Genomic DNA, 25,254 nt, shown 5'->3' with positions numbered 1-25,254 from the left:
GTGAGCGAGGTCCTGTCCCGGATCGACGACATCAGGACGCAGATCGACCAGCTGCGGAACGGACGCACGCCGTCCGTGCTCGGCACGGCGGCCGCGGCGTCCGCGGGGTCGGGCAGCTCCGCGGCCTCGGCCGGCGCGTTCGCCGACGCCCTCGCCGGCACGAGCGGCGCCGGTGCGGCGGGCGCCGCGGGCGGCCTCGCGACGACCCCCTCCGTGGCAGCAGTCAAGGGAGCCGTGGCGACCGGCAGCGGCGCGACCGGCGCCGACGTCGTCAGCGGCGCGAAGAAGTACCTCGGCGTGCCCTACGTGTTCGGCGGCGAGAGCGCGAGCGGGATGGACTGCTCCGGCCTCGTGCAGACCGTGTTCAAGGAGCTCGGCGTCTCCATGCCGCGCGTCGTGCCCGACCAGGCCCGGATGGGCGCCGAGGTGCCGTCGCTCGCCGAGGCGAAGCCGGGCGACCTGCTCGTCGCCAAGGGCGAGGGGCACATCGTGATCTACCTCGGCGACGGCAAGGTGCTGCACGCGCCCCGTCCGGGCAAGGACGTCCAGATCGTCGACAACTGGTACAAGGACTCCGACCTGTCGACCATCCGCCGCATCGTGCCCGCGACCGGGACCGCTGCCGCGTCCGCCGTGGCGGGCGCCTCGCCTGCAGGCGTCTCCGCGACCTCGCTGGCCTCGCTCGCGTCGTCGCTCGGCGTGACCGGTGCCGGTGCCGGTGCCGGTGCGGCCGGCGGCTCCGGCTCGACCGACCTGATGACCGCCGCGCTCCAGCGCCTGATGAGCGGAGGGGCCGCCCGATGAGCGTCCTGCGCACCCTGCACCCCCTCGTCCCCGGCCCTGCCGACCGGGCCGACGCCTCCTCCGGTCCCGACCGCTCGGCGGCAGGGCGCTCGTCGGCCGGTCGTCCCGCGGCCGGGCGTTCCGCCGCGGGCTTCGGCGAGGCGATGTCGTCGGCCGCGCCGCGCGACCAGGCCCCGGCCCACGCTCCGGGTCCGCGACGCCCGTCGTCGACCGCGACGGCCTCCCCTTCTCACGCTGCAGCCGCCGGGCGCGCGCCCGCGGCCGCTGCGGGCCCGGCCGCTGCGGCTGCGGCTGCGTCCGCGGCAGGTCCGGTCGCGGCCGGGGAGTCGCTCGAGGGCGGGACTGCGGATCGCGTCGGCGATCTCCCCCAGGCAGGATCGTCCTCGCCGGGAGCGGCCTCCCTGCAGGCGGCCCTGGTCGCCGCTGCCCTCGGCTCTTCGCCGTCTCCTGCGGGTGTCTCTCCTGAGGCTGATCCGTCCCGTGACGGATCAGCGATCCTCCCCCTCTCCCCGCCCGTCGGCGAGGCCGTCGGCCCGGCCCCGGCCCCGTCCTCGGCCCCCGCCGCGACCCCTGATCCGTCTCGTGACGGATCAGCCGCCTCGGCCACGGGCGCCGCGGTGCCGGGACAGTTCTCGCAGGAGGCGGCACTCGCGCAGACCGTGTCGGTCACCGATCCGTCCCGTGACGGAACAGCCCTGAGCCCGGGCTTCCCCCGGACGGTGCCCGCCCCGACCGCGGGCGTCGGCGACGTGCCCGCGGGCCTCGTCACGGCTGCGGCCTCGGCTGCGGCCTCGGCCTCGACCTCGACCGCCACCTCGACCTCTGCGGCGACCGCGACCGCCGCGACAGCCTCCGCCGGCGCTGCGGTCGGCGGCTGGCGGCAGGCGGCAGCCTCGGGCACGTCGCCCGCGACGCCGGGCCCCGTCACGGCCGCGTCGCCGTCGTCGGGGGAGAAGATCCCGACGGCCCCGGCCACCGCGGCCGGGGCGCCCCCGGCCAGCGTCCCGTCAGCATTCGTGCGCGCCGCCTCCGCTGCAGGTTCAGCGTCCGTCTCCGTCCCCGTCCCGGTCCCCGGCTCGGCCGCCGGGCCCTCGGCGACCGCCGCCGACCGGGCGCTCCTCGCCGATGCCGGCGTCGCGACCACCACGACGACCAGCACCTCCGCCTCCGCCGTGCCCGTCGCCCCGCCGATGGTCGCGGTGCCCGGCGCGCCCGCTCCGGCAGCCGCAGCGGGCGCGACCTCCGTCGCCGCGCCTCCTGCGGCCCCGGCGCCCCTCGGGCAGCAGCTCGCGCGTCCCCTCTTCTCGCTCGCCGCCGCGGGTGCCGGGACGCACGTCGTCACCGTCACCGTGAGCCCCGAGGCCCTCGGGCCGGTCACCGTCCGGGCGCACGTCGGCGCGCACGGCATGCACGTCGAGATGTTCGCCCCGACCGACGCCGGGCGGGAGGCGGTGCGGGCGATCCTGCCCGACCTCCGCCGCGACCTCGGGGGAGCGGGGCTCCAGGCGAGCGTCGACCTCTCGAGCCAGAACCAGCCGTCCGACGACCGTGCCGACCAGCAGCGGCTGCTCGACCAGCGGGCGGCGCAGCAGTCACCGCAGGAGGCGCGCGACGGTTCCGCCCAGTCCGGCACCGGAGAGCGCGGGGCCGGCCAGCCCACCGGGCCGCGCGACCCCGACGGCAGGCTCGGTCGCGACGGCCCCGACGCCGACAGCCTGCGGGCCGGGGCCCTCGGGGCCGAGGCCGGTGCGGGCGGGCTGCGGGGCTCCTCCTCGCCGCCGACCGTCTCGATCGACGTGCTGGCCTAGCGCCCGCACCGCCCGCCGCCGCCGCCCGCAGCGCCGACCACGGCCCGCACCGCCGCACAGCACGACCCTCCACAGCTCGCCCCCGTTCCGCCCTCCACAGGAAGACACAGCAGATGCCCTCGATCGACCAGATCTCCGGAACCGTCGACCCGACCGTCATGGCCGCGGCCCAGCAGTCGTCCTCGGCGCGCACGACGAAGACCGCCATGGACGGCGAGATGTTCATGAACCTGCTGGTCACGCAGCTGAAGAACCAGGACCCGTCGTCGCCGATGGACACCAACGCGATGATGGCGCAGACCACGCAGCTCGCGATGATGGAGCAGATCACCAACCAGACGACGACCGCGAACGAGGGCTTCTCGCTGCAGATGCGCACCTCGGCGTCCGCCCTGGTCGGCCGCGAGGTCAGCTACACGGGCCCCGACGGCAAGGCCGTCACCGGCACCGCGACCAGCGTCTCGTTCGCCGAGTCCGTGCCCAAGGTCACCGTCGGCGGGAAGGAGGTCGCGTTGGATCTCATCTCCGGCATCACCGCGACGCCGAAGGCCTAGCGACTCGTTCCCTCGCGGCGCCGCCGCCCTCGCGGCCCAGCCGCACGGCACCCCCCTCGCGGCCCAGCCGCAGGCACGGCCGCGCAGCACCCCGCACTTCTCAGCACCGCCCCGGACGCAGGACGCGACCGGTCTCTCCGCGCAGGACGCGCCTCCTCAGCTCCGTCCGAAAGGCAGCTCCCATGCTCCGCTCCCTCTACTCCGGCATCTCCGGCCTCCGGTCGCACCAGACCATGCTCGACGTCACCGGCAACAACATCGCCAACGTCAACACCGCCGGCTTCAAGTCGTCGACCACGCAGTTCCAGGACACCCTGTCGCAGATGACCCAGGGCGCCGGAGGTCCGCAGACCGGCATCGGCGGCACGAACCCCGCGCAGGTCGGCCTCGGCGTGCAGGTCGCCGGCATCTCGACGAACTTCGCGCAGGGCTCGGCCCAGGCGACCGGCAAGGCGACCGACCTGATGATCTCGGGCGACGGCTTCTTCGTCACGCGCCTCGGCAACGACACCGTCTACACGCGGGCCGGCGCCTTCGACTTCGACGCCGACGGCCGTCTCGTCTCGGCCGACGGCAAGATCGTGCAGGGCTACTCGGCCACGAACGGCGTCGTGAACGACGGAGGCGCGGTGGGCGACATCATGCTGCCCCTGAACGGCGCGGCGCCGGCCACCGCCACGACCGGTGCGAACGTCGCCGGCAACCTGCCGTCCGAGACCGCGGTCGGCGAGACCCTGACGCGCGACTCGAAGGTCTACGACGCGTTCGGCAACGAGCGCACCCTGACCCTCTCGTTCAAGCGCACCGACATCGGCTGGGACGTCACCGGCGTCGACGGCACCGGCACGCCGAGCACCACGCAGCTCAGCTTCACCGACGGCGTGCAGAACGGCGCCGCGTCGCTGACCGTCGGGAACATCGCCGTCGACCTCTCGAAGATCACCGGCTTCGCGGCCCTGAACACGGTCGCCGTCACCGACCAGAACGGTCGTGAGGCCGGCACGCTCAAGGGCTTCAGCCTCTCGAAGGACGGCACGCTCGTCGGGCAGTTCAGCAACGGCGAGTCGCTCGCCGTCGGCCGCATCGCGCTGGCGACCTTCGCCAACCCGGGCGGCCTCGAGAAGTCGGGCTCGTCGGGCTACCGCGCCACGGCGAACTCGGGCAACGCGGCGCTCGGCGTCCCCGGCTCGCCCGGAGTCGGCTCGCTCTCGAGCGGCACGCTCGAGATGAGCAACGTCGACCTCTCGCAGGAGTTCACGAACCTGATCGTCGCCCAGCGCGGCTTCCAGGCCAACGCCCGCATCATCACCACCTCGGACGAGGTGCTCCAGGAGCTCACGAACCTGAAGCGCTAGCCGCTCGCTCGCTGCTGCAGCCGCAGCGCAGGAGGCGCGGACCCGGTCCTCGAGACCGGCCCGCGCCTCCTGCGCTCTGCCTGCTCTCGCCGGCCCCTGTGCTCTCGCCTTGCACCCCGGAGTGGACCATGCACCCGTCGTTCCGGGGTGCATCGTCCACTTCGGGGTGCGGCAGCCCCGCCCTGCGCGCGGGCACCTCGCCGCGGCACGCACGCACCCCTCCCTGCGCAGTGGCCACCTGAAGCCGGCGGGTTCCTGTCTCTCTCGGCGGGCGGGCGCGGACCCGCCGCCGGCGACACGAACCCGCCGCACCCCACGTGAACCCGCCGCCGCGACACGAACCCGCCCCACCCCACGCGGACCCGCCGCCGGCGACAGGAACCCGCCGCACCCCACGTGAACCCGCCGGCGGCGACAGGAACCCGCCGGCTCAGCACCCAACGCCGCACGGAGCAGAGGCGCGGGGTACGGCGGCCTGCCCTCCCAGCGCCTGCCGGGTAGACAAGATCGATGACGACGGGGACGGAGGCGCGGCGCAGCACGCGCCCGGAGCCGTCCGCCCCGCGGGCCGGCACCCTCCGTCTGCCCCGCCCGGGCCTCGCGACGACGCTGGTCCTCCTCGGCGTCTACGCCGCCTCGCGTCTCGTCACGACGCTGTTCCTCGCCGTCGTGCACGCCCTCACGGCGACCGCGACCTGGGCGCAGCACGACGGAGGCCCGGGCTTCGCGGGCTACCTCTCGTCGTGGGACGCCGTGTTCTACCGCCAGATCTCCGAGCAGGGCTACCCCGTCGAGCTGCCGCGGGACGACGAGGGCCGGGTCGCCAAGAACGCGTGGGCGTTCATGCCCCTCTTCCCCGCGCTGGTGAGGGTCGTGCGGCCGGTGGTCGGCGGCGACTGGCTGATCGCGGCGATCGTCGTGGCGGTGCTGGCGGGGGCCGGGGCGACGCTGGTGCTCCACCGGCTGATGCTGACGCGGTTCGGTGCCCGCGCCTCCTTCTGGGGTGCGGTCTTCTTCTGCGTCGCGCCGATGTCGTTCGTGCTGCAGGTGCCGTACGCGGAGTCGCTGTTCCTGCTGCTGATGTTCGGCGCGCTGCTCGCGATGACGCTGCGGCGCTGGGCCTGGTTCACGGTGCTCGGCGTGCTCGCCTCGGTCGCTCACCCCGGCAGCCTCGCCCTCTCGGCGGCGCTCGGGCTGACCTGGCTGGTGCGGCTCATCCGTGCTCGCCGCGCCACACGGCGTGACGAGCACGAGCACGAGCACGACCGCGACCGCACGCCCCTCGCCGAGCACGACCGCGACCGCACGCCCCTCGCCGAGCACGTCCGCATCTGGGCGGCCGGCCTGGTCGTCACCGCGGCGGGCTTCGCGTGGCCGGTCGTCGTGGCCGCGGTCACGGGCGAGCGCGACGGCTACTTCGCGACGGAGTCGTCGTGGTGGCGTGACTACATCGGCTCGGACGGCTTCGTCCCCTTCACGCCGTGGTTCCGCTTCGGCGACGCGATGGCCGGCTGGCTCGGGGTGGTGGCCGTGGTGCTGCTGCTCGCGGTCGTGGTGCTCGGGCTGGTGCGTCGCTCGCAGCGTCTCGGCCTCGAGCTGCAGACGTACACGATCGGGTACGTCGCTTACCTCGTCGCGGTGTTCCTGCCGCAGCAGTCGAGCTTCCGCATGCTGATGCCGCTCGCGCCGCTGCTGGGCGACCCGCAGCTGTCGGCCACGAGGAGGCGCGTGGTCGTCACGATCGTCGCCAGCCTCCTGCTCCAGGTCGTCGCGATCGTGCTGCTCTGGACGGCCTGGCCCCCGTAGATGTCGCCCGTGGGACGGAGGCGTCCACGGCACGTCGCCCGTAGCGTCGTCGAAGGGCCTGCGTCGACCCCGTCGACCCCGTCGACCCCGTCGGCCGGGCCCGTCACGAACAGGACAGGAGCCCCACCATGACCCTCGTCACCACCAGCGTCCGCGGCGTCGCGGCAGTCCTCCGCAGTCTCGTCATGGTCGTCGGCGCCGTGCTGGCAGGAGCGGCCGTCATGGTCGTGGTCCTGCTCGCAGCCGTGGCCCTCACCCTCACGACGGGCACGGCCGTCCACCTGCCGGGTGTCCTGCAGACGTGGCCGAGCACCGAGAACGGCGCCCCGGCGGTGCTGTTCGAGCCTGACGGCACAGGGGCGGCCGTGGCCGTCCTCGTCGTCGCGGCCGTCCTGATCGCGGTCGGGCAGCTCTGGACCCGGCGAGCACGCGCCCGCGCCTGCGCCTCCTGACGAGGCCCCCAGACACGAAGGAGGCGCGGTGCCCGTCGAGCGGGCACCGCGCCTCCTGCGGTCGATCTCGCAGAGATCAGTAAGTGGGGATGTTGTTCATCTGCTCCATGGCCACGGGCAGCACGAGCACGAAGTACAGGATGCCGAAGACGATCGACAGCAGGCCGATGATGATGCCGGCGATGGCCAGGCCGCGGCCGCGCTCGCCCGTCTTCTTGATCTGCGACAGGGCGATGAAGCTGACGACGACGCCGGCGATGTTGACGACGAAGGCCAGCACGAAGCCGACGATGGCGAGCGTGTTGAACTTGGCGGAAGCGCCGGGGGCAGTGGTGGCGGGGGTGTTCTGGTCGTAGGTCATGGTCGTGACTCCTCTGGAGCGGGGTGGCCTCGACGGTCGTCGGCCCGACTCCGAAGGTAGAGAGTTTCTCGAGTCTGTGTCCGACCTGAGAGCGGTTCACCCGCAGATCACCCCCGAAGTGGTCACGTGCGACCGAGGTACCGCCCCTGCTTGTGGTTGAGGGCGAGCACGAGGTTGAGCACCACGGCGCCTGCGGCCGACAGCAGCACGATCCAGGGGGAGACGACGGTGAGCGAGAACAGGATGATGACGACGTCGACCGCCATCTGCACGTAGCCGGCCCGCCAGCCGAGCTTCTCCTGCAGCACGAGCGCGAGGATGTTGATGCCGCCGAGGCTCGCCCCGTGCCGGAACAGGATCAGCAGGCCCACCCCGACGAGCAGGTTGCCGCCCAGCGTGCCGTAGACCGGGTCGATGTCGTCGATGTGGAACACGGCCGGGTGCAGGTACGACATCGCCGACACCATGCCGACGGTGAGCACCGTCCGCAGGGTGAACGCGATCCCCTTCTTCCACACCGCGAGCGCGAAGAACGGCACGTTCACCAGCATGAACAGCGCCCCGAACGACAGCGGCCCGGCGTAGTCGAGCAGCAGCGCGATGCCGGCGGTGCCGCCCGAGACGGCTCCGCTCGTCTTCAGCAGGAACAGCCCGAAGGAGGCGATGAAGACACCCGTCACCACCCCCATCACGTTCTCGACCAGGCTGTGCCGGTTGGCGTCGACGGTCGCGGAGTTCTCGGTCAGGGCAGGGTCGTCGACCAGCGGGGTCGCCGTGTCGGGCGACAGAGCGGCGTCCGGCCCGGTCGACTCGGGTGTCGAGTAGACGGGCGACGAGCCGGTCGGCGTCGAGCCGACCGTGGGTGCAGCGCCGGGCGAGGCGGGGACGGGGGCAGGGGAGGCGGAGGTGGGGGAGGAGGGCCGGGCGACAGGGGTGGCGTCGCGCGTGCCGTCGTTCGCGGGGGTGTCGGTCACCGCAGCATCTTGCCAGCCCGGTGTTGCGTGCATGTGTCGCCCGCCGCCTCCTGCCTCTGCCGCGTCCTCCGATCCCGCGGCCACAGGTCCCGGCGGGAAAACGACAAGACGACGCGGGGCCCCGCGTCGTCTTGTCGCTATCGCGTCGGCTAGCGCCCTAGCCAGCGAGGCGACGCCGCGCCGTCCGCCGAACGGAGGACACGCGCCACGACCCGCGCCTAACGCCGCCCGGCCCCCTGCCGATAGTTCCCCCTGAGCAGCTCAGGACGAGCAGCTCGCCCGCCCCACGGACGGTGGCGGGAGACACAGACCTAGGACGGGCCGATGATCGTCGTCACGCGACTCAACGACAGCAGATTCGCTGTCAACCCAGATTTGATCGAGCGCATCCACGAGACGCCCGACACGACGCTGATCATGGTCGACGGGGCGAAGTACATCGTCACCGAGCCGATGGCCGTGGTGATCGAGATGATCGCCCGCTACCGTGCCCGCATCGTCTCGCTCGCCTACGACGCGCCCGACCTCGCCGCCCCCGCGACGCAGCCGCTCGGCAGCCGCACGTCGACCGGCCCGCAGCTCGGCATCGTCCGCGGCTCGCGAGGCGCCGCCAGCACCGGCAACGAAGGAGGCGGCGGCCTCGTCTCCGCCCTCCGCCCGGCCGAGCAGGCCCCCGCGACCAGCGCCACCACCGTGCCCGCACCGACCGGAGCCCGCTGATGGATCCGGCGACGATCATCGGCATCCTGCTCGCGTTCGGCGCGCTGTTCGGGATGATCAAGCTCGAGGGCGTCCACGTCGAGGGCCTGTTGCTGCCCGCGCCGATGCTGCTCGTCTTCGGCGCCACGATCGCGGTCGGCATCGCCGGCACGACGATCAAGGACGCGATGCTGAGCTTCAAGAAGATCCCGCACGCCTTCACGGGCAAGGTGATCCCGCCGCAGTCGGTCATCGACGACATCGTGGCGCTCGCCGAGAAGGCGCGCAGCGAGGGCCTGCTCTCGCTCGAGGCGGAGGCCGAGAAGGTCGAGGACCCCTTCATGAAGGGCGCCCTGCAGAACATCGCCGACGGCACCGACGGCGAGGAGCTGCGGATCCTGCTCGAGGACGAGATGGAGTCGCGTCTCGCCGCCGACCGCACGGCGAGCAAGTTCTTCAACAGCCTGGGCGGCTACGCCCCGACCGTCGGCATCATCGGCACGGTGGTCAGCCTGACCCACGTGCTCGAGAACCTCGCCTCTCCCGACGAGCTCGGCCCGTTGATCGCGGCGGCGTTCGTGGCGACCCTCTGGGGCCTGCTCAGCGCGAACTTCCTCTGGCTGCCGTTCGCTGGCCGCCTGAAGAAGCTGGCCGACCTCGACGAGGCGCGCATGACGCTGCTGATCGAGGGCGTGCTGGCCGTCCAGGCCGGGAGCCAGCCGCGCCTCCTCGGCGAGCGCCTTAAGGCCATGGTGCCGGTGCACTCGCTCGAGGCCGGTGCCGGCAAGGCGGGCAAGGGCGCCAAGGCGAAGGCCGGCGCCGACGACCAGGGCCTCGCAGCGTGAGCGGCGCGCGCGGCGGCCGCAAGAAGAAGGGCCACGCCGAGGAGGAGCACCCGGACGAGCGCTGGCTGGCCTCGTACATGGACATGGTCACCGTGCTGATGTGCATGTTCATCGTGCTGTTCGCGATGTCGAGCGTCGACCAGGACAAGTACATCGCCCTGCGCAACTCGCTCGCGACCGGCTTCGGCCAGACCGACGTCGGCAAGGTCGACACGGCGTCGGGCACCGTCGTCACGGTCAACGACGTGACGCCGGAGGGCCAGGGGTACTCCACCGGCGACGAGACCGACATGAGCAAGGCCTCCGCGAGCGGCACGGCCGGCACGGCCGAGGAACTCGCGCAGGCGCAGGCCGAGCTCGACGACCTGACCGCCATCAAGGAGGCGATCGCCGCGGGCCTCGCCGGCTCCGGCCTCAGCGCCGACGTGCAGTTCTCGACCGACGCCCGCGGCCTCACCGTGCGGCTGGTCGGCTCCGAGACCTTCTTCGGCACGAACAGCGCCGACCTGAGCGACACCGCACGCCGCGTGATGGACGCGATCGCGCCGGTCCTCCGCGGCGCCGGCCACGACGTCTCGATCGAGGGCCACGCCGACCAGCGCAGCTCGACCGCTCCCTACGCGACCAACTGGGAGCTGTCCTCCGCCCGGGCCACGCAGGTGCTGCGCGACCTGGTCGAGCGCGGCGGCCTCCCGGTCGAGCACGCGCAGGCCGTCGGGTTCGGCTCGTCGCGCCCCCTCTCGACCGGCGGCACCGAGGCCGACTTCGCCACGAACCGCCGGGTCGACATCGTCGTCCTGTCGAACCAGTCCGACGACGTGAGCGCGCTGCTGCCCCAGCTGCAGGCGGCGGCCGAGGGCGCAGGAGGCGCGGTGACCGCCGGCAGGAACGCCGCCGCCGAGAGCCCGCCCGCCGTCGAGGAGGCCGCCGCGACCACGACGACCACCGAGAAGAAGACCGACAAGACCGAGAAGAAGACCGAGAAGGAGTCCGAGGACGCCCACGCCGAGGGGGCCCAGTCCGGGGGGCACTGACCACGAGCGCCTAACGACGAGGAGGCGCTGGCCGAGAGTGCCGGTCGTGACGCTCCTCGAGACCCTGCCCCCGGGCACGCCCGCACCGGCCCCGGCCGTCGCTGCGCCGCGCCCGCCGAAGCAGGTCGAGATCTACGACTTCCGTCGTCCGACGACGCTGCCCCGTGAGCACTCGCGGGCCCTCGAGCTCGCCTTCGAGACGTTCGCCCGGCAGTGGGGCACGCAGCTCACCGCCAAGGTCCGGGTGCTGTCGCAGGTCACCTGCGAGCAGCTGCAGGTCCTCACCTACGACGAGTTCGCCGCCTCGCTGCCCGCGACGACCGCGATGGTGCTGTGCGGCATCGAGGGCACGACGCCCAAGGCCGTCATCCAGTTCCCCACCTCCGCGGCGCTCAGCTGGGTCAGCCACATGCTCGGCGGCACGCGAGCCTCGACCGTGCCCGAGCGCACCTTCACCCCGATCGAGCAGGCCCTCGTGCGGCGCCTCATGGAGGACGCCCTCGACGACCTCCGCTACTCGTTCGGCAACCTGCTCGTCGCCCAGATCGTCGTCGGCGGCTTCCAGTACAACTCGCAGTTCGCCCAGGCCGCGCAGAAGTCCGACCTGATGATCGTCGCCTCGTTCGACATCCGGGTCGGCGAGCGCAGCGCCGCCGGCACCGTCGCGATCCCCGCCGAGGTGCTGCTGCCCCAGCTCGGCGAGTCCGAGTCCGCGGTCGACCCGGCGGAGGTGCGCCGCCTGCTCGGCGGCCAGCTCGCCTCGGTGCCGGTCGACGTCGCGCTCCGGCTGGCCCCCGCGGCCGTGCTGCCGAGCGTCGTGCTCGACCTCGCCGTCGGCGACGTGCTGCCCCTGCCGCACCCGCAGTCGCGCCCGCTGGCGATCACGGTCGACGGCCAGGTCGTCGGCCGTGCCGCCGTCGGCTCCGCCGGCTCGCGCCTCGCGGGCATCGTCGTCTCCACCTCCCTCACCGGCACCGAAGAAGGAACCTCATGACCGGCACGACCATCACCCTGCACACCGCCGCGGCGGAGGCGCTCGTCGCGCAGCTGCCGACGCCCGTGCCGCTGCGGGCCGTGCCCGTCGACGCCGCCACCGCCCAGGCTCGCCGCAGCACCGCCTCCTCGGCCGTCGTCACCTCGTTCGTCGGGTCGCTCTCGGCCGACACCGCGCTGCTGCTCGCCGACATGGACCAGGTCGCCGCGGCCGCCGGCACCGACTCGCCCCTCGTCTCGGTCGTCGACGTGCTCCGTCCGGCCCTCGAGGCCGCGACCTCGGTCCTCGGCGCCGGCGTGCTCGGCGACAGCCGGCTCGAGTCGGCCGACGCACTGTTCGCCGACCACTCCACCGTCGTGTTCGACCTGACCGCCGCGGGCGAGACGGTCGGCTGGTTCGCCGTGCGGCTCCGTGAGGACGGCACCGTCGGCCTCGTCTCGTCGAGCTCGCCCGCCTCCTCCGTCCCCGCCGCGCCGCTCGGCGCCGGCAACCTCGGCCGCATCAACAACGTCGAGATGGCGCTGACGGTCGAGATCGGCCGCACCCGCATGTCGGTCCGCGACGTGCTCGGCCTCGAGCCCGGCGCCGTCGTCGAGCTCGACCGCTCGGCCGGGGCCCCCGCCGACGTGCTGCTCAACGGCCGCCTGATCGCGCACGGCGAGGTCGTCGTCGTGGACCAGGACTACGCGATCCGCATCACCCGCATCCTCGACGTCGCCGACGGCGTCGCCTGATCGTGGACACGCTCTTCGTCGCGCTGCGCGTCGCCCTCTCGCTGGGCGTCGTGCTCGCCCTGCTGTGGGTGCTGCAGAAGCGCCTCGCGAAGGGCGGGCTCCGCGGGGGCCGTGCCTCGGCTCCCGTCTCGATCGTCGCCCGTCAGGGCATCGGCGCCAAGGCCAGCGTCGTCGTGGTCGACGTCGAGGGCGAGCGCCTCGTGCTCGGCGTGACCGAGTCGTCGATCACCGTGCTGGCCGCGGCCGACGCGCCCGCGTCCCAGCCCGCCGTCGTCGCGCTCGAGCCTGCGCCCCAGTCTCCCGTCGTCGCGCTCTCGTCCGTGCAGCCGTCCGAGGCGCCCCGGTCGCTCGTCGCGCCCGCTGCGCCCGGCGTCGACGTCCCGCAGGAGGCGCGGGTCACCCCGATCGTCCCCCTCGCGTCGGTCGCCCCCGCGCCGGCCCCCTCCGCTGCCCCGAGCTTCGACGCCGTCCTCGCTGCCGACGGCGCCGCCCACCCCGCCCGAGTTGCCCCTTCGCGGGCCTCTGACGCCGCCGAGGCCACGCGAACTGGCAACTCCGCGGGCTCCGCTCCGCTGCTGCGGCCGCGCGGGGCCGAGCGTCGCGCCGTGACGCGCGGCTCGCGCAGCGCCGGCAGCGCCGCAGCGCGCGACCCGCGCGACCGCGCCCGCGGCCGCGCCGCGAAGCCGCTCGAGGGCTCGATCCTCGCCCCGGACACCTGGCGGCAGGCGGCCGCCGCCGTCCGCGCCGGTCGCGCCGGATGAGCGCGTCCGCCGCGCACCGGGCGAACCCGACCTCCGCGCACCGCGGGACCGCGGCGCACCGCGCGCCCGCAGCCTCCGCGTCCCGCGCGACCCGCGCCTCCTCCGCCCCGGCCTTCGGCACCGCCCTGCTCGAGCGCGTCCGCCCGACCCTCCTCGACGGCCTCCGCGGCGCCCCCCTCGCCCGGACCCGCGCCGCCGCGACCCGCGCCGTGACGACCCGCACCCCGCGCACCCGTCTCGCCCACGCCCGCCTCGGCGCCCCCGCCGTCGGAGCCGCCCCCGTCCGCTTCGCCGACACCCGCCTCGCCCGCGCGGTCGTCGTCGCCCTGCTGGCCCTGGTCGTCGCGTCCGGGCTCGTCATGCTGATCGGCCAGCAGGCCTCCGCCGCGCCGGTCGCCCCCACGTCCCCGACCGCCCCGGCGCAGCCGGGCACCGGCACCGGCAGCACCGGAGGCACGGGCAGCACCGACGGCTCGACCGGCACCGGCACCGGCGAGACCCCCGACTTCACCGAGTCCGACCAGACCGTCACCGACGGCACGGGCACCGGTGGCCTGAACATCGACATCAACGGCCCCGACGGCGCCCCCAGCCAGGCGATCGTCACCCTGCTCGGCATCACGCTGCTCAGCGTCGCGCCGGCCCTGCTGCTGATGATGACGTCGTTCACGAAGATCTTCGTCGTGCTCGCGATGACGCGGAACGCGCTCGCGCTGCCGTCGATCCCGCCGAACCAGGTGCTCGCGGGCCTCGCCCTGTTCCTGAGCCTGTTCATCATGGCGCCGATCCTGGGGCACATCAACGACGACGCCGTGCAGCCCTACCTGAACGGCCAGCTCGACTTCCAGGGCGCGATCGACGCCGGTGCCGCCCCGCTCCGCGAGTTCATGCTGGCGCACACCCGCGAGGAGGACCTCGCGCTGATGACCCGCTCCGCCGACCAGCCGAACCCCGCCAGCCAGGCCGACGTGCCGATGCTGACGCTCATCCCGTCGTTCATGATCAGCGAGCTCCGTGCCGCCTTCATCATCGGGTTCGTCATCTTCATCCCGTTCCTCGTCATCGACCTCGTCGTCAGCGCCGCGCTGATGTCGATGGGCATGATGATGCTGCCGCCGGTGATGATCTCGCTGCCGTTCAAGATCCTGCTGTTCGTGCTCGTCGACGGCTGGGGGCTCATCATCACGAGCCTCATCGAGAGCTACCAGGTGAGTGCCTGATGGACTCCAACGCCGTCCTCGACCTGTCGATGCAGGCCCTCATCATCACGGGCAAGCTCGCCGCGCCCGTGCTGATCACCTCGCTCGTCGTCGGCTTCGCGATCTCGCTGCTGCAGTCGATCACCCAGATCCAGGAGGTGACCCTCGCGTTCGTGCCCAAGGCCGTCGCGGTCGGCATCGCCCTGATCGTCTGCGGCCACTGGATGATCAGCGAGATGGTCTCGTTCACGACCATGGTCTTCGACCGCATCCCCCAGCTCCTGAGCGGGGGCTAGGCCGCCGTGTCGATCGACCTCAGCTGGCTCGAGGCGACCATGCTCGCCGCCGTGCGCATGACCGCCTTCATCGTCGTCGCGCCTCCTTTCTCGTACCGGGCGTTCCCCGGCCGGGTGAAGGCGATGCTCGGCGTCGGCCTCGCGCTCGCCGTGGCGCCGCGCGTCGCGCCCGGCTACGAGTCGCTCGACACGGGCGGCTTCGTGCTGGCGCTCGTGCTCGAGCTGGTCGTCGGCGCGGTGCTGGGGTTCCTCGTGTTCCTGGTCTTCGCGGCGATCCAGTCGGCGGGCAGCCTGATCGACCTGTTCGGCGGCTTCACGCTGGCGCAGGCCTTCGACCCGCAGTCGATGATCAACGGCGCCCAGTTCACCCGCCTGTTCCAGATGACGGCGCTGGCGCTGATGTTCGCCAGCGGCGGCTACCAGGTGCTGATCGGCGGGCTCACCCGCTCGTTCGACGCGTTCCCGCTCGGCCTCGGCATGGACCTCTCGCGACCCGTCGAGCTGATGACGAACGGCGTCTCGCAGATGTTCCTCGCGACGCTCCAGATCGCCGGACCGCTCTGCGTCGTCCTGTTCCTCGCCGACGTCGGGCTCGGCCTGCTCAGCCGCGTCGCGCCGGCCCTGAACGCCTACGCGATGGGCTTCCCGCTCAAGATCCTCATGACGGTGATGCTCGCCGGCGGCGTGTTCCTCGCCCTGCCCGGCGTGGTGCAGAGCCTCACCGGCGACGCGGCCGACATGGTCCTGGGGGTGAGGTAGCGATGGCGGACGACAGCGGCGAGCGCTCCGAGGCGGCCACCGACAAGCGGATGAAGGAGGTCCGCTCCAAGGGCCAGCTCTCGCGCTCGCAGGACCTGAGCGCGTGGGTCGGCGTCGGCGCGGCCGCCGTCATGATCCCCGGCACCATCCAGCGCGGCGCCGAGGCCGGCACCGACCAGCTCTTCTCGATCGGCCAGGTGATCCGCCACCCCGACGACACCACCGTGCTGCAGCTGCTCGGCGGCGGCGTGGGCTCGATGGCCGGCACGATCGGCCCGATGCTCGCGGTCGTCGGCGTGGCCGTGCTCGCGACCGCGGTCGTGCAGGGCGGCGTGCACGTCAAGCGCATGACCGGCAACTACGAGCAGTTCAACCTGCTGAACGGCCTCAAGACGACCTTCGGCACCCAGGCGCTCTGGAACGGCGCGAAGGCCCTGATCAAGACCGCCGTCGTCGGACTCGTCCTCTGGACGGCCGTCCAGGGCCTCCTGCCCGTCCTCATGAGCGGGGGCGGCCTCAGCGTCTCCGCGATCATCGAGGAGGCGTCGGCCGGCACCACGGTGCTGCTCCAGGCCGCCATCGCGGCCGGCCTCCTCCTGGCGGCGGCCGACGTCTTCGTCGTCATGCGCCGCAACCGCAAGAAGACGCGGATGACCAAGAAGGAGGTGCGCGACGAGCACAAGAGCAGCGACGGCGACCCGCTGGTCAAGTCGCAGCGCCGCTCGCGCCAGCTCGCGATGAGCCGCAACCGCATGATGGGCGCCATCGTCGACGCCGACGTGGTGATGGTCAACCCGACCGACTACGCCGTGGCTCTCAAGTACGAGCCCGGCAAGGCCGCGCCCCGCGTCGTCGCGAAGGGCGCGGGCGCCGTCGCCGCGAAGATCCGCGAGCAGGCCGAGGCCGACGGTGTCCCGATGGTCGCCGACGTGCCGCTCACGCGGGCGCTGCACGCCTCGTGCGGCCTCGGCGAGGAGATCCCCGTCGACCTCTACACGCCGGTCGCCCGCGTCCTCACCTTCGTGATGGCCCTGAAGGCGCGCGGCGCGACCGCCGCCGTCGGCCGGGCCCACGCGAACCCCCGCCCCACGACGGCCGACGAGGTGTCGAGCGTGCTCGCCCCCGAGTCGCTGGCCCCCGACGCGGTGCCGCGCGCGATCCGCGCCGCCCGCGCCGCGCCTCCTGCGCCGGTCGCCCCCGCCGCCTCGCCGGCCCCCTCGCTCTCGCCCCGCCCCGCCGCCACCGGAGGAACCGCCTGATGAAGAAGACACTCCCCAAGCTCGCCGTGCCGGTCGGCGTCGTCGCGATCGTGCTGCTGCTCGTCGTGCCCGTGCCGGCACCGATGCTCGACGTGCTGATCATCCTCAACATCCTGCTGGCGCTCGTGATCCTGCTCACGACGCTGTTCGTGAAGAAGCCGCTCGACTTCTCGGTGTTCCCGTCGCTGCTGCTCGTCGCGACGCTCTTCCGCCTCGGCCTCAACGTCGCCTCGACGCGCCTCGTGCTCGGCGAGGGCTTCGCCGGCCACGTGATCGAGGCCTTCGGCCACGTGGCGGTGAGCGGCTCGATCATCATCGGCGCCGTCATCTTCTGCATCCTGATCATCATCCAGTTCGTGGTCGTGACGAAGGGCGCCGAGCGCGTCGCCGAGGTCGGCGCCCGCTTCACCCTCGACGCCATGCCCGGCAAGCAGATGGCGATCGACGCCGACCTCAACGCCGGCCTGATCACCGACGAGGTCGCCAAGGAGCGCCGCGCCGCCGTCAGCGCCGAGGCCGACTTCTACGGCTCGATGGACGGCGCCTCGAAGTTCGTCAAGGGCGACGCCATCGCCGGCATCCTGATCATCGTCATCAACCTGGTCGGCGGCGTCGCGATCGGCGCGATCCAGAACGGCATGGCGATCGGCGAGGCCCTCAACCACTACGGCCTGCTCACCATCGGGGACGGCCTCGTGACGCAGATCCCCGCGCTGCTGATGGCGGTCAGCACCGGCATGATCGTCACCCGCTCGGGCGCCGACAGCGACATGGGGTCCCAGGCGGCGGCGCAGCTCTCGCAGTCGCGCATCGCGATCATGATCGCCGGCGTCGCCGCGATCGGCATGGGCTTCATCCCGGGCATGCCGATCATCCCGTTCCTCCTGATCGGCGCCGGCCTCCTCGTCATCGCGCAGCGGCTGGCGGCCAGGGCGAAGGCCGAGGAGGCGCAGGCGGCCCTCGAGGCGATCGCCGCGCCTCCTGCGCCCACCGACACGACCGAGGACCTGCTCGAGCAGATGCGCGTCCACGCCCTCGAGATCCTGCTCGCGCCCGACCTCGTCGACATGGTCAGCGGCTCGTCGGACGACCTGCTCGGCCGCGTCAAGGCGCTGCGCCGCAAGATCGCCGTCGACATGGGCATCGTCGTGCCGCCGGTGCGCACCCGCGACAGCGTCGACCTGCCGCCCTCGACCTACTCGATCCGCATCGCGGGCGTCGAGGCCGGCCGCGGCGTCGCCCCGACGCGCTCCGTGCTCGCCCTCGGCGACCAGCTCGACGGCCTGCCCGGCACGGCCACGGTCGAGCCCGTCTTCGGCCTCGCCGGCAAGTGGGTGCCCGCCGAGATGCGGCACAGCGCCGAGATGACCGGGGCGACCGTGATCGACCGCGTCTCGGTGCTGGTCACGCACCTGTCGTCGATCATCGGCGACAACGCCGCCCGGCTGCTCAGCCGCGAGGACGTCCGCGTCCTCACCGAGGGCCTCAAGCAGGTCAACGCCTCCGCGATCGACGACCTCGTGCCCGGCATGCTCTCGCTCGCCGAGCTGCAGCGCGTGCTGCAGGGCCTGCTCGCCGAGCGCGTCCCGATCAACGACCTCGGGCGCATATGCGAGGGGCTGACCCTCCGCGCCAAGGTCTCGACCGACCCCGAGGGCCTGGTGGAGGCGGCCCGCGCCTCCCTCGGACCGGCCCTGACCGCGCGCCACCTCGACCAGGGCGTGCTGCGCGTCATCATGATCGACCCGGGCCTAGAGCAGTCGATGCTCGAGGGGCTTCGGCCGTCCGACCAGGGCACGCAGATCCTGCTCGACGGCCACCGCGTCGAGCAGGTGCTGGGCTCGCTGCGCGAGTCGGTCGCCTCCGTCGAGGCCCAGGGCCTCAGCGCCGTTCTCGTCTGCGCGCCGGCCCTGCGCCCCGCCATCCACCGCCTCGTCTCGGCGCAGCAGGGCGGCCTGCCCGTGCTGTCGTACCAGGAGGCCACGGCCGCCGGCTCGACCATCGAGACCGTGGGCGTCGTCCGCGCCGCCGACCCGATCACGGCGATCTGACGTGCCCACGCGGAGGGTGATGAGCGGCGAGTCGCTCGAGGCGCTGCGGGCCGAGGTCCGCGCCGTGCACGGCCCGGGCGCCCGGATCGTCGCGGCGCAGAAGGTGACCGTCGGGGGAGTCGCGGGCGTCTTCGCCCGCAAGCACTACGAGGTCACGGTCGAGGTGCCCGACCCGCGCACCGACGTGCCGACGGCCCGCATCACGATCACGCCCCCGGCCTCGCGCGCCGGCATCGCGGCGCTGCTCGCCGACGCCGACGCCGCCGACGGGTTCGACCCGCGCGGCGGTGCCGACCTGCGCGGTGCGGCCGGTGCGTACGGCACGGTCGATCCGCAGGGCGACGGCGGCCCGCGCGACCCGTTCGACGACGTGCTGTCCGGGCGCGAGGCGACCGCGCCGCGGGTCGTCCGCGCGGTGCCCGCGTCCCCGGCGTCCTCGCCCGCAGCCGCAGCCGCAGCCGCAGCCGCAGGTGCTGGCGCTGCTGCCGCCGCCGCACGGCCGCCCGCCGCGGCCAGCCCGCGTCGCGCCGCCCGCGCCGCCGCGGCCGCTGCTGCCTCCGTCCCGTCGCCCGCCGTCGCCGCGGCCGCCGGCGACCTCTCGACCCGCACGGACGCGTTCGCCGAGATCATGGACGACTTCACCTTCAACGGCATCGCCGCCGCCGAGGCCCCGGCGGCCGAGGTGCACGACGTCGAGGAGGCGCCCGCCGGCCCCCTGACGACCGCAGCCGCCTTCCTCGCCGCGGCCGCCGCCTCCTCGTCCGCCCCCTCGGCGCTCGCCCCGGGCGACGCGGGCGACCGCCCCGCGCCGTCCGTGCTGCGCGGGGCCGGCGACCTCGTGGTCGTCGTCGGGCGTCCGGGCGACGCGTTCCGCGTGGCTGCCCAGATGGCGACGTCGTTCGGGCTGCGCTCGGTCGACGCCGCCGATCGCCGAGGCGCCATCCTCGCCCGGGCGACCGGCGTGCACGAGGACTCCGCCGTCGTCACCGCCCTCGCGTGGGACGCCGCCGCGCCCGCCGCCCTCGAGGCGATCGCGGCGGACCAGGTCTGGGTCGCCGTCGACGTCGGCCGCAAGCACGACGACACGGCCCGCTGGGTCGAGGCCGTCCGGGCCGTGCAGCCCGTGGCGGCGGTCGCCGTCGTCGGCGAGGACGACACGTCGACGCCCGGCACGGTGCACCTTCTCGGCGTCCCGGTCGGCTGGCGCGCCTAGCCGCCCTAGCCGCCCTAGCCGCCCTGGCCGCACCGGCGTCCCCGCAGGCCCCCCGCTGTCCCGTCGCGTTCCGAGCATCACGTCGGGTCGCGGCGGGACGTGATGCTCGGAACGCGACGGGACACGAACTCCCGACGTGGCCGCACGCCGGGCGCCCGGTCTGCGCCGTCTCCGGCCCCGCACCTCCTAAGGTGGGGGGATGCTGGTGTTGACGCGCAAGGTCGGGGAGCGGATCCTCATCGGTGACGACATCGTCATCACCGTCCTCGACTCCCGTGGTGACGGCGTCCGCATCGGCATCGACGCCCCCCGCGGCGTGAAGATCCAGCGCGAAGAGGTCGTCAAGGCCGTGACCGAGGCCAACGTCGAGGCCGCCGGCGCGACCTCCGCGGCCGACGCCGAGGCCCGCCTCCGTGCCGCCCTGGGCGCCCCCGCGCCCCGCGCCGACCAGTAGCGGCCCGCGGGTACGCCCGCCCGCGCGCCCGCCGGGACACTGCACCGCATCTCGTGCACCGCACCGCGTCTAGACCCGGTGCGTCGTACGGGACCCGGTGCGATGGCCCGCAGGCGGCAGCAGGCAGCCAGCAGCCTCAGCGGCTCCCGAACACGCTCCGCGACGGCTCCGGCGACGGCACCGCGGTCGCGTCCGTGACGACCGGCGCCCCGGCGACGAAGTCGCGCAGCTCGCGTCCGTGCACGACCTTCGCCGGCAGCGGGTCCGACGAGTAGAGCCGCGGCATGCGGTCGGTGGGCAGCGGCGAGGGCGAGCCGATCAGCACGACGTTGCCGAACCTCCTGCCCTTGAGGGTGGCCGGGTCGGCGACCGCGGCGACGTGCTCGAAGACGGTCGACAACGTCGACGCCTGCCCGCGGGCGAAGGCCAGCCCGGCCCCGTCGGCCGAGTTCACGATCAGCATGCCCGTCGGCGACAGGAACGTGGAGGCGGCCGTGTAGAACTCGAGGCTCGTCACGTGAGCGGGGATGCGCGACCCGCCGAAGACGTCGACGACGAGCAGGTCGACCGACCCGCGCAGCCCGGCCGGCAGCTTCTCCATCACCTCGCGGGCGTCCCCGTAGCGGAGCCGGATGGAGGCGCCCCTCGGGAACGGCAGCCGCTCGCGCACCAGCGCGATCAGGTCGGCCTCGAGCTCGATCACCTGCTGGCGCGAGCCGGGCCTCGTCGCCTCGACGTACCGGGGCAGCGTGAGCGCGCCGCCGCCGAGGTGCAGGGCCGTCAGGGGCCCCTCGGGCAGCAGGTCGACGGCGTGGCCGATGCGGCGGACGTACTCGAAGGCGAGGTGCGTGGGGTCGTCGAGGTCGACGTGCGACTGCGGGGTGCCGTCGACGACGAGGGTGAACGAGCCGGGCCGGTGCCTGTCTTCGTCGACGCGGGCGAGCCCCGCTCCGATCGAGACCTCGGCGGGCGGGTCGTCGTGGGGTGCGGCCATGTCCCGATCCTCCCACCGAGGAGGCGCGGGCGGAATTCCGCGGGATCGCCTGCGTTATACCCGAGGTCAGCCCCGAGGTCAACGACAGGGCTTGCCAGGCGTGTCCGGGCTGCATAGTATTGACCTTTGCGCTCCCTCGTGCGTCCCGTCGTCATATCTCGGTCGACGACGCACATCCGAGACAGTCCCCCGAATATCGCGGCGGGGGCGTCCTCGGTCTCGGCCTCCGGCACGGTCCAGCGACCCTGCCGCGCGGCCGACGGTTCCCGGGAGGGCCGTTCACCACCCACTCATACTGTCCGACAGTGATGACCCGACGGGGTCCACGGAGGTAACTTCCTTGGCTGCTGCGAACACCGCATCCACCAACTCGCCCAAGAACGGCCGTGGCGCCTCGCGCCTCTCGTTCGCCAAGATCACCGACACGCTCACGGTCCCCGACCTCCTGGCGCTGCAGACCGAGAGCTTCGACTGGCTCGTCGGCAACGACATCTGGAAGACCCGCCTCGCCGAGGCGACCGAGCAGGGTCGCACCGACCTCGCGCTGCACTCCGGCCTGGAGGAGATCTTCGAGGAGATCTCCCCGATCGAGGACCTCGGCGAGACCATGCAGCTCAGCTTCACGGCTCCCGAGCTCGAGGACCCGAAGTACTCCATCGACGAGTGCAAGGAGCGCGGCAAGACCTACGCCGCCCCCCTCTACGTCAACGCCGAGTTCATGAACCACCTCACCGGTGAGATCAAGACCCAGACGGTCTTCATGGGCGACTTCCCCCTCATGACCGAGCGCGGCACGTTCATCATCAACGGCACCGAGCGCGTCGTCGTGTCGCAGCTGGTCCGCAGCCCCGGCGTCTACTTCGAGCGCGCCTCCGACAAGACGTCCGACAAGGACATCTACTCGGCTCGCGTCATCCCCAGCCGCGGTGCCTGGCTCGAGTTCGAGATCGACAAGCGCGACCAGGTCGGCGTCCGCATCGACCGCAAGCGCAAGCAGAGCGTCACCGTCTTCCTCAAGGCCCTCGGCCTGACCAGCGAAGAGATCACGGAGAAGTTCCAGGGCTTCGCGTCCATCGAGGCCACCCTCGAGAAGGACGCCATCCTCACGAAAGAGGAGGCCCTCAAGGACATCTACCGCAAGCTCCGTCCCGGCGAGCAGGTCGCCGCCGAGGCCGCGCGTGCGCTCCTCGACAACTTCTACTTCAACCCGAAGCGCTACGACCTGGCGAAGGTGGGTCGCTACAAGATCAACCGCAAGCTCGGCATCGACGCGCCCCTCGGCGACTCGGTCCTGACCGTCGACGACATCGTCGCGACTATCAAGTACCTGGTCTCGCTGCACGCTGAGCAGAAGACGATCGACGGCACCCGCGACGGCGAGTCCGTCGAGCTGCGCCTCGACGTCGACGACATCGACCACTTCGGCAACCGTCGCATCCGCGCGGTCGGCGAGCTGATCCAGAACCAGGTCCGCACCGGCCTGTCCCGCATGGAGCGCGTCGTCCGCGAGCGCATGACCACGCAGGACATCGAGGCGATCACCCCGCAGACCCTGATCAACGTGCGCCCCGTCGTCGCCGCGATCAAGGAGTTCTTCGGCACGTCGCAGCTCTCGCAGTTCATGGACCAGAACAACCCGCTGTCGGGCCTGACGCACAAGCGTCGCCTCAGCGCGCTCGGCCCCGGTGGCCTGAGCCGCGAGCGCGCCGGCGTCGAGGTCCGCGACGTCCACCCGTCGCACTACGGCCGCATGTGCCCGATCGAGACCCCGGAAGGCCCGAACATCGGCCTGATCGGCTCGCTCGCGTCGTTCGCCCGCATCAACTCGTTCGGCTTCATCGAGACGCCCTACCGTCGTGTCAACGGCGGCAACGTCAGCACCACGATCGACTACCTCACCGCCTCTGAAGAGGACGAGTTCGTCGTCGCCCAGGCCAACGCCCCGCTCGACGACGACTTCAACTTCGTCGACGACAAGGTGCTGGTCCGCAAGAAGGGCGGCGAGGTGGAGCTCGTCGCGAAGGACGAGGTCGACTACATGGACGTCTCGCCGCGCCAGATGGTGTCGGTCGCGACCTCGCTCATCCCGTTCCTCGAGCACGACGACGCCAACCGCGCCCTCATGGGCGCCAACATGCAGCGTCAGGCCGTCCCGCTGGTCCGCAGCGAGAGCCCCCTGGTCGGCACCGGCATGGAGGGCTACACGGCCATCGACGCCGGCGACGTCGTCACCGCCGACGCCGCAGGTGTCGTCACCGAGGTCTCGGCCGACGTCGTCACCGTCCAGCTGGACGAGGGCGGCACGCAGGACTACTACCTGCGCAAGTTCGACCGCTCGAACCAGGGCGCCAGCTACAACCACCGCGTGATCGTCGACGCCGGTCAGCGCATCGAGGTCGGCGAGGTCATCGCCGACGGCCCTGCGACCGAGAACGGCGAGCTCGCGCTCGGCAAGAACCTGCTCGTCGCGTTCATGCCGTGGGAGGGCTACAACTACGAGGACGCGATGATCCTGTCGCAGAACCTCGTGAAGGACGACACGCTCTCCTCGATCCACATCGAGGAGTACGAGGTCGACGCCCGCGACACGAAGCTCGGCAAGGAGGAGATCACCCGTGACCTCCCCAACGTCAGCCCCGACCTGCTGGCCGACCTCGACGACCGCGGCATCATCCGCATCGGTGCCGAGGTCCGTCCCGGCGACATCCTCGTCGGCAAGGTCACGCCCAAGGGCGAGACCGAGCTGTCGGCCGAGGAGCGCCTCCTGCGCGCCATCTTCAACGAGAAGAGCCGTGAGGTCCGCGACACGTCCCTGAAGGTGCCCCACGGCGAGCAGGGAACCGTCATCGGCGTCAAGGTCTTCGACTCGCAGGACGGCGACGACGAGCTCGGCTCGGGCGTCAACCAGCGCGTCGTGGTGTTCATCGCGCAGCGACGCAAGATCACCGCGGGCGACAAGCTCGCCGGCCGTCACGGCAACAAGGGCGTCATCTCGACGATCCTCCCCGTCGAGGACATGCCGTTCCTCGCGGACGGCACGCCGGTCGACATCATCCTGAACCCGCTGGGCGTCCCCGGTCGCATGAACTTCGGCCAGGTGCTCGAGATCCACCTCGGGTGGATCGCGGCGCAGGGCTGGAACGTCGAGGGCATCCAGGAGTGGGCCAAGAACCTCCCGCCGGAGGCGCTCAGCGCGGCTCCCGGCACGAAGGTCGCCACCCCGGTGTTCGACGGCGCCGCCGAGCGCGAGATCGAGGGCCTCCTCGACTCGACGCTGCCCACGCGTGACGGCGACCGCCTGATCGGCTCCTCGGGCAAGACGATGCTGTTCGACGGTCGCTCGGGAGAACCCTTCCCGAACCCGATCTCGGTCGGCTACATGTACATCCTGAAGCTGCACCACCTCGTCGACGACAAGATCCACGCTCGTTCGACGGGCCCCTACTCGATGATCACGCAGCAGCCCCTGGGCGGTAAGGCCCAGTTCGGCGGACAGCGCTTCGGGGAGATGGAGGTGTGGGCCCTCGAGGCCTACGGCGCCGCGTACGCGCTGCAGGAGCTCCTGACGATCAAGTCCGACGACATCCTCGGCCGCGTCAAGGTCTACGAGGCGATCGTCAAGGGCGAGAACATCCAGGAGCCCGGCATCCCCGAGAGCTTCAAGGTCCTCATCAAGGAGATGCAGTCGCTGTGCCTGAACGTCGAGGTCCTCTCGGCCGACGGCCAGACGGTCAGCCTGCGCGACACGGACGACGAGGTCTTCCGTGCTGCGGAAGAGCTCGGCATCAACATTTCCTCCCGCTTCGAGTCGTCGAACGTCGACGAGATCTAAGCCCCCTTCCCACAAC

The 25,254-nt window shown here is 72.6% G+C and carries 23 protein-coding genes; 20 read left to right on the top strand and 3 right to left on the bottom strand.

The genetic code is table 11. The features are described from left to right. The 6 genes from ACZZ97_RS12790 to ACZZ97_RS12765 all read left to right on the top strand — a co-directional run bounded on the left by ACZZ97_RS12790 (window position 1) and on the right by ACZZ97_RS12765 (window position 6,779). Complete coding sequence (locus ACZZ97_RS12790) at window positions 1–804, top strand: C40 family peptidase (RefSeq protein WP_463473379.1); 804 nt, start codon at window positions 1–3, stop codon at window positions 802–804. Next, window positions 801–2,612: a flagellar hook-length control protein FliK gene (locus ACZZ97_RS12785; RefSeq protein ID WP_463473378.1), complete on the top strand. Its 1,812-nt coding sequence runs from the start codon at window positions 801–803 to the stop codon at window positions 2,610–2,612. Before ACZZ97_RS12790 ends, ACZZ97_RS12785 begins: the two co-directional genes overlap by 4 nt. Window positions 2,613–2,725: 113 nt before the next feature. Beyond that, entirely contained in the window at window positions 2,726–3,166 is a 441-nt protein-coding gene (locus ACZZ97_RS12780) for a flagellar hook assembly protein FlgD (protein WP_123547645.1), read from the top strand. 182 nt (window positions 3,167–3,348) lie between these two features. After that, a complete protein-coding gene (locus ACZZ97_RS12775; protein ID WP_123547646.1) occupies window positions 3,349–4,521 on the top strand; it encodes a flagellar hook protein FlgE in 1,173 nt (390 codons plus the stop codon). Between the two features lie 510 nt (window positions 4,522–5,031). Continuing rightward, the gene (locus ACZZ97_RS12770; protein ID WP_463473377.1) at window positions 5,032–6,327 is read left to right on the top strand and encodes a mannosyltransferase family protein; all 1,296 of its coding nucleotides are present in this window, start codon (window positions 5,032–5,034) and stop codon (window positions 6,325–6,327) included. A gap of 128 nt (window positions 6,328–6,455) precedes the next feature. Continuing rightward, complete coding sequence (locus ACZZ97_RS12765) at window positions 6,456–6,779, top strand: hypothetical protein (protein WP_463473376.1); 324 nt, start codon at window positions 6,456–6,458, stop codon at window positions 6,777–6,779. Between the two features lie 76 nt (window positions 6,780–6,855). Here the strand turns inward: ACZZ97_RS12765 and ACZZ97_RS12760 are convergent, their stop codons facing one another. Beyond that, a complete protein-coding gene (locus tag ACZZ97_RS12760) occupies window positions 6,856–7,140 on the bottom strand; it encodes a DUF4190 domain-containing protein (protein WP_463473375.1) in 285 nt (94 codons plus the stop codon). 122 nt (window positions 7,141–7,262) lie between these two features. Continuing rightward, window positions 7,263–7,904 (bottom strand): YitT family protein, encoded by a 642-nt coding sequence (locus ACZZ97_RS12755; RefSeq protein ID WP_463473807.1) that lies wholly within the window; start codon window positions 7,902–7,904, stop codon window positions 7,263–7,265. A 534-nt stretch (window positions 7,905–8,438) separates the two neighbouring features. Here ACZZ97_RS12755 and ACZZ97_RS12750 point away from each other — a divergent pair. From ACZZ97_RS12750 to csrA, 13 genes are all read left to right on the top strand, one after another. Further along, complete coding sequence (locus tag ACZZ97_RS12750; protein WP_463473374.1) at window positions 8,439–8,834, top strand: flagellar FlbD family protein; 396 nt, start codon at window positions 8,439–8,441, stop codon at window positions 8,832–8,834. Continuing rightward, the gene (locus tag ACZZ97_RS12745; protein ID WP_314103762.1) at window positions 8,834–9,658 is read left to right on the top strand and encodes a motility protein A; all 825 of its coding nucleotides are present in this window, start codon (window positions 8,834–8,836) and stop codon (window positions 9,656–9,658) included. Before ACZZ97_RS12750 ends, ACZZ97_RS12745 begins: the two co-directional genes overlap by 1 nt. Then, window positions 9,655–10,692 (top strand): OmpA/MotB family protein, encoded by a 1,038-nt coding sequence (locus ACZZ97_RS12740; protein ID WP_463473373.1) that lies wholly within the window; start codon window positions 9,655–9,657, stop codon window positions 10,690–10,692. Before ACZZ97_RS12745 ends, ACZZ97_RS12740 begins: the two co-directional genes overlap by 4 nt. 46 nt (window positions 10,693–10,738) lie before the next feature. Then, window positions 10,739–11,686 (top strand): flagellar motor switch protein FliM, encoded by a 948-nt coding sequence (locus ACZZ97_RS12735; protein WP_314103766.1) that lies wholly within the window; start codon window positions 10,739–10,741, stop codon window positions 11,684–11,686. Continuing rightward, the gene (fliN, locus tag ACZZ97_RS12730; protein ID WP_194613974.1) at window positions 11,683–12,420 is read left to right on the top strand and encodes a flagellar motor switch protein FliN; all 738 of its coding nucleotides are present in this window, start codon (window positions 11,683–11,685) and stop codon (window positions 12,418–12,420) included. The genes ACZZ97_RS12735 and fliN overlap by 4 nt, the downstream gene beginning before the upstream one ends. Before the next feature lie 2 nt (window positions 12,421–12,422). Further along, window positions 12,423–13,181, top strand: coding sequence for a FliO/MopB family protein (locus ACZZ97_RS12725; protein ID WP_463473372.1), 759 nt, complete (start codon window positions 12,423–12,425; stop codon window positions 13,179–13,181). Window positions 13,182–13,540: 359 nt separating this feature from the next. Next, entirely contained in the window at window positions 13,541–14,401 is an 861-nt protein-coding gene (gene fliP / locus ACZZ97_RS12720; RefSeq protein WP_228507259.1) for a flagellar type III secretion system pore protein FliP, read from the top strand. After that, window positions 14,401–14,676: a flagellar biosynthesis protein FliQ gene (gene fliQ / locus ACZZ97_RS12715; RefSeq protein WP_123547654.1), complete on the top strand. Its 276-nt coding sequence runs from the start codon at window positions 14,401–14,403 to the stop codon at window positions 14,674–14,676. Before fliP ends, fliQ begins: the two co-directional genes overlap by 1 nt. A gap of 39 nt (window positions 14,677–14,715) precedes the next feature. Continuing rightward, a complete protein-coding gene (locus ACZZ97_RS12710) occupies window positions 14,716–15,435 on the top strand; it encodes a flagellar biosynthetic protein FliR (RefSeq protein WP_123548289.1) in 720 nt (239 codons plus the stop codon). A 2-nt stretch (window positions 15,436–15,437) separates the two neighbouring features. Beyond that, on the top strand, window positions 15,438–16,694 hold the full coding sequence (locus tag ACZZ97_RS12705; RefSeq protein ID WP_463473371.1) for an EscU/YscU/HrcU family type III secretion system export apparatus switch protein: 1,257 nt from the start codon (window positions 15,438–15,440) through the stop codon (window positions 16,692–16,694). Continuing rightward, window positions 16,694–18,745, top strand: a complete 2,052-nt coding sequence (locus ACZZ97_RS12700) for a flagellar biosynthesis protein FlhA (protein ID WP_463473370.1) — start codon at window positions 16,694–16,696, stop codon at window positions 18,743–18,745. Before ACZZ97_RS12705 ends, ACZZ97_RS12700 begins: the two co-directional genes overlap by 1 nt. Before the next feature lies 1 nt (window position 18,746). After that, window positions 18,747–19,958 (top strand): hypothetical protein, encoded by a 1,212-nt coding sequence (locus tag ACZZ97_RS12695; protein WP_463473369.1) that lies wholly within the window; start codon window positions 18,747–18,749, stop codon window positions 19,956–19,958. 199 nt (window positions 19,959–20,157) lie between these two features. Beyond that, window positions 20,158–20,412, top strand: coding sequence for a carbon storage regulator CsrA (gene csrA, locus ACZZ97_RS12690; protein ID WP_123547658.1), 255 nt, complete (start codon window positions 20,158–20,160; stop codon window positions 20,410–20,412). A 136-nt stretch (window positions 20,413–20,548) separates the two neighbouring features. On the opposite strand, the gene ACZZ97_RS12685 is transcribed toward csrA, so the two are convergent. Beyond that, window positions 20,549–21,406, bottom strand: a complete 858-nt coding sequence (locus ACZZ97_RS12685; RefSeq protein WP_463473368.1) for a spermidine synthase — start codon at window positions 21,404–21,406, stop codon at window positions 20,549–20,551. Window positions 21,407–21,746: 340 nt separating this feature from the next. On the opposite strand from ACZZ97_RS12685, the gene rpoB reads away from it, so the two are divergent. Beyond that, on the top strand, window positions 21,747–25,238 hold the full coding sequence (rpoB, locus tag ACZZ97_RS12680; RefSeq protein WP_123547660.1) for a DNA-directed RNA polymerase subunit beta: 3,492 nt from the start codon (window positions 21,747–21,749) through the stop codon (window positions 25,236–25,238). Window positions 25,239–25,254 lie beyond the last annotated feature (16 nt).

The organism is Frigoribacterium sp. AC512 (genome assembly GCF_979258295.1).
Note: the sequence above shows the minus strand (reverse complement) of the source record. Positions and strands in the feature narration are given on the sequence as shown.

What these genes read in the sequence shown, in the direction of transcription:
- ACZZ97_RS12785 (WP_463473378.1), top strand. Translation starts at nt 801, where the DNA reads ATGAGCGTCCTGCGCACCCTGCACCCCCTCGTCCCCGGCCCTGCCGAC.
- ACZZ97_RS12780 (WP_123547645.1), top strand. Translation starts at nt 2,726, where the DNA reads ATGCCCTCGATCGACCAGATCTCCGGAACCGTCGACCCGACCGTCATG.
- ACZZ97_RS12775 (WP_123547646.1), top strand. Translation starts at nt 3,349, where the DNA reads ATGCTCCGCTCCCTCTACTCCGGCATCTCCGGCCTCCGGTCGCACCAG.
- ACZZ97_RS12770 (WP_463473377.1), top strand. Translation starts at nt 5,032, where the DNA reads ATGACGACGGGGACGGAGGCGCGGCGCAGCACGCGCCCGGAGCCGTCC.
- ACZZ97_RS12765 (WP_463473376.1), top strand. Translation starts at nt 6,456, where the DNA reads ATGACCCTCGTCACCACCAGCGTCCGCGGCGTCGCGGCAGTCCTCCGC.
- ACZZ97_RS12760 (WP_463473375.1), bottom strand. Translation starts at nt 7,140, where the DNA reads ATGACCTACGACCAGAACACCCCCGCCACCACTGCCCCCGGCGCTTCC.
- ACZZ97_RS12750 (WP_463473374.1), top strand. Translation starts at nt 8,439, where the DNA reads ATGATCGTCGTCACGCGACTCAACGACAGCAGATTCGCTGTCAACCCA.
- ACZZ97_RS12745 (WP_314103762.1), top strand. Translation starts at nt 8,834, where the DNA reads ATGGATCCGGCGACGATCATCGGCATCCTGCTCGCGTTCGGCGCGCTG.
- fliN (WP_194613974.1), top strand. Translation starts at nt 11,683, where the DNA reads ATGACCGGCACGACCATCACCCTGCACACCGCCGCGGCGGAGGCGCTC.
- fliP (WP_228507259.1), top strand. Translation starts at nt 13,541, where the DNA reads ATGCTGATCGGCCAGCAGGCCTCCGCCGCGCCGGTCGCCCCCACGTCC.
- fliQ (WP_123547654.1), top strand. Translation starts at nt 14,401, where the DNA reads ATGGACTCCAACGCCGTCCTCGACCTGTCGATGCAGGCCCTCATCATC.
- ACZZ97_RS12710 (WP_123548289.1), top strand. Translation starts at nt 14,716, where the DNA reads ATGCTCGCCGCCGTGCGCATGACCGCCTTCATCGTCGTCGCGCCTCCT.
- ACZZ97_RS12705 (WP_463473371.1), top strand. Translation starts at nt 15,438, where the DNA reads ATGGCGGACGACAGCGGCGAGCGCTCCGAGGCGGCCACCGACAAGCGG.
- ACZZ97_RS12700 (WP_463473370.1), top strand. Translation starts at nt 16,694, where the DNA reads ATGAAGAAGACACTCCCCAAGCTCGCCGTGCCGGTCGGCGTCGTCGCG.
- csrA (WP_123547658.1), top strand. Translation starts at nt 20,158, where the DNA reads ATGCTGGTGTTGACGCGCAAGGTCGGGGAGCGGATCCTCATCGGTGAC.
- ACZZ97_RS12685 (WP_463473368.1), bottom strand. Translation starts at nt 21,406, where the DNA reads ATGGCCGCACCCCACGACGACCCGCCCGCCGAGGTCTCGATCGGAGCG.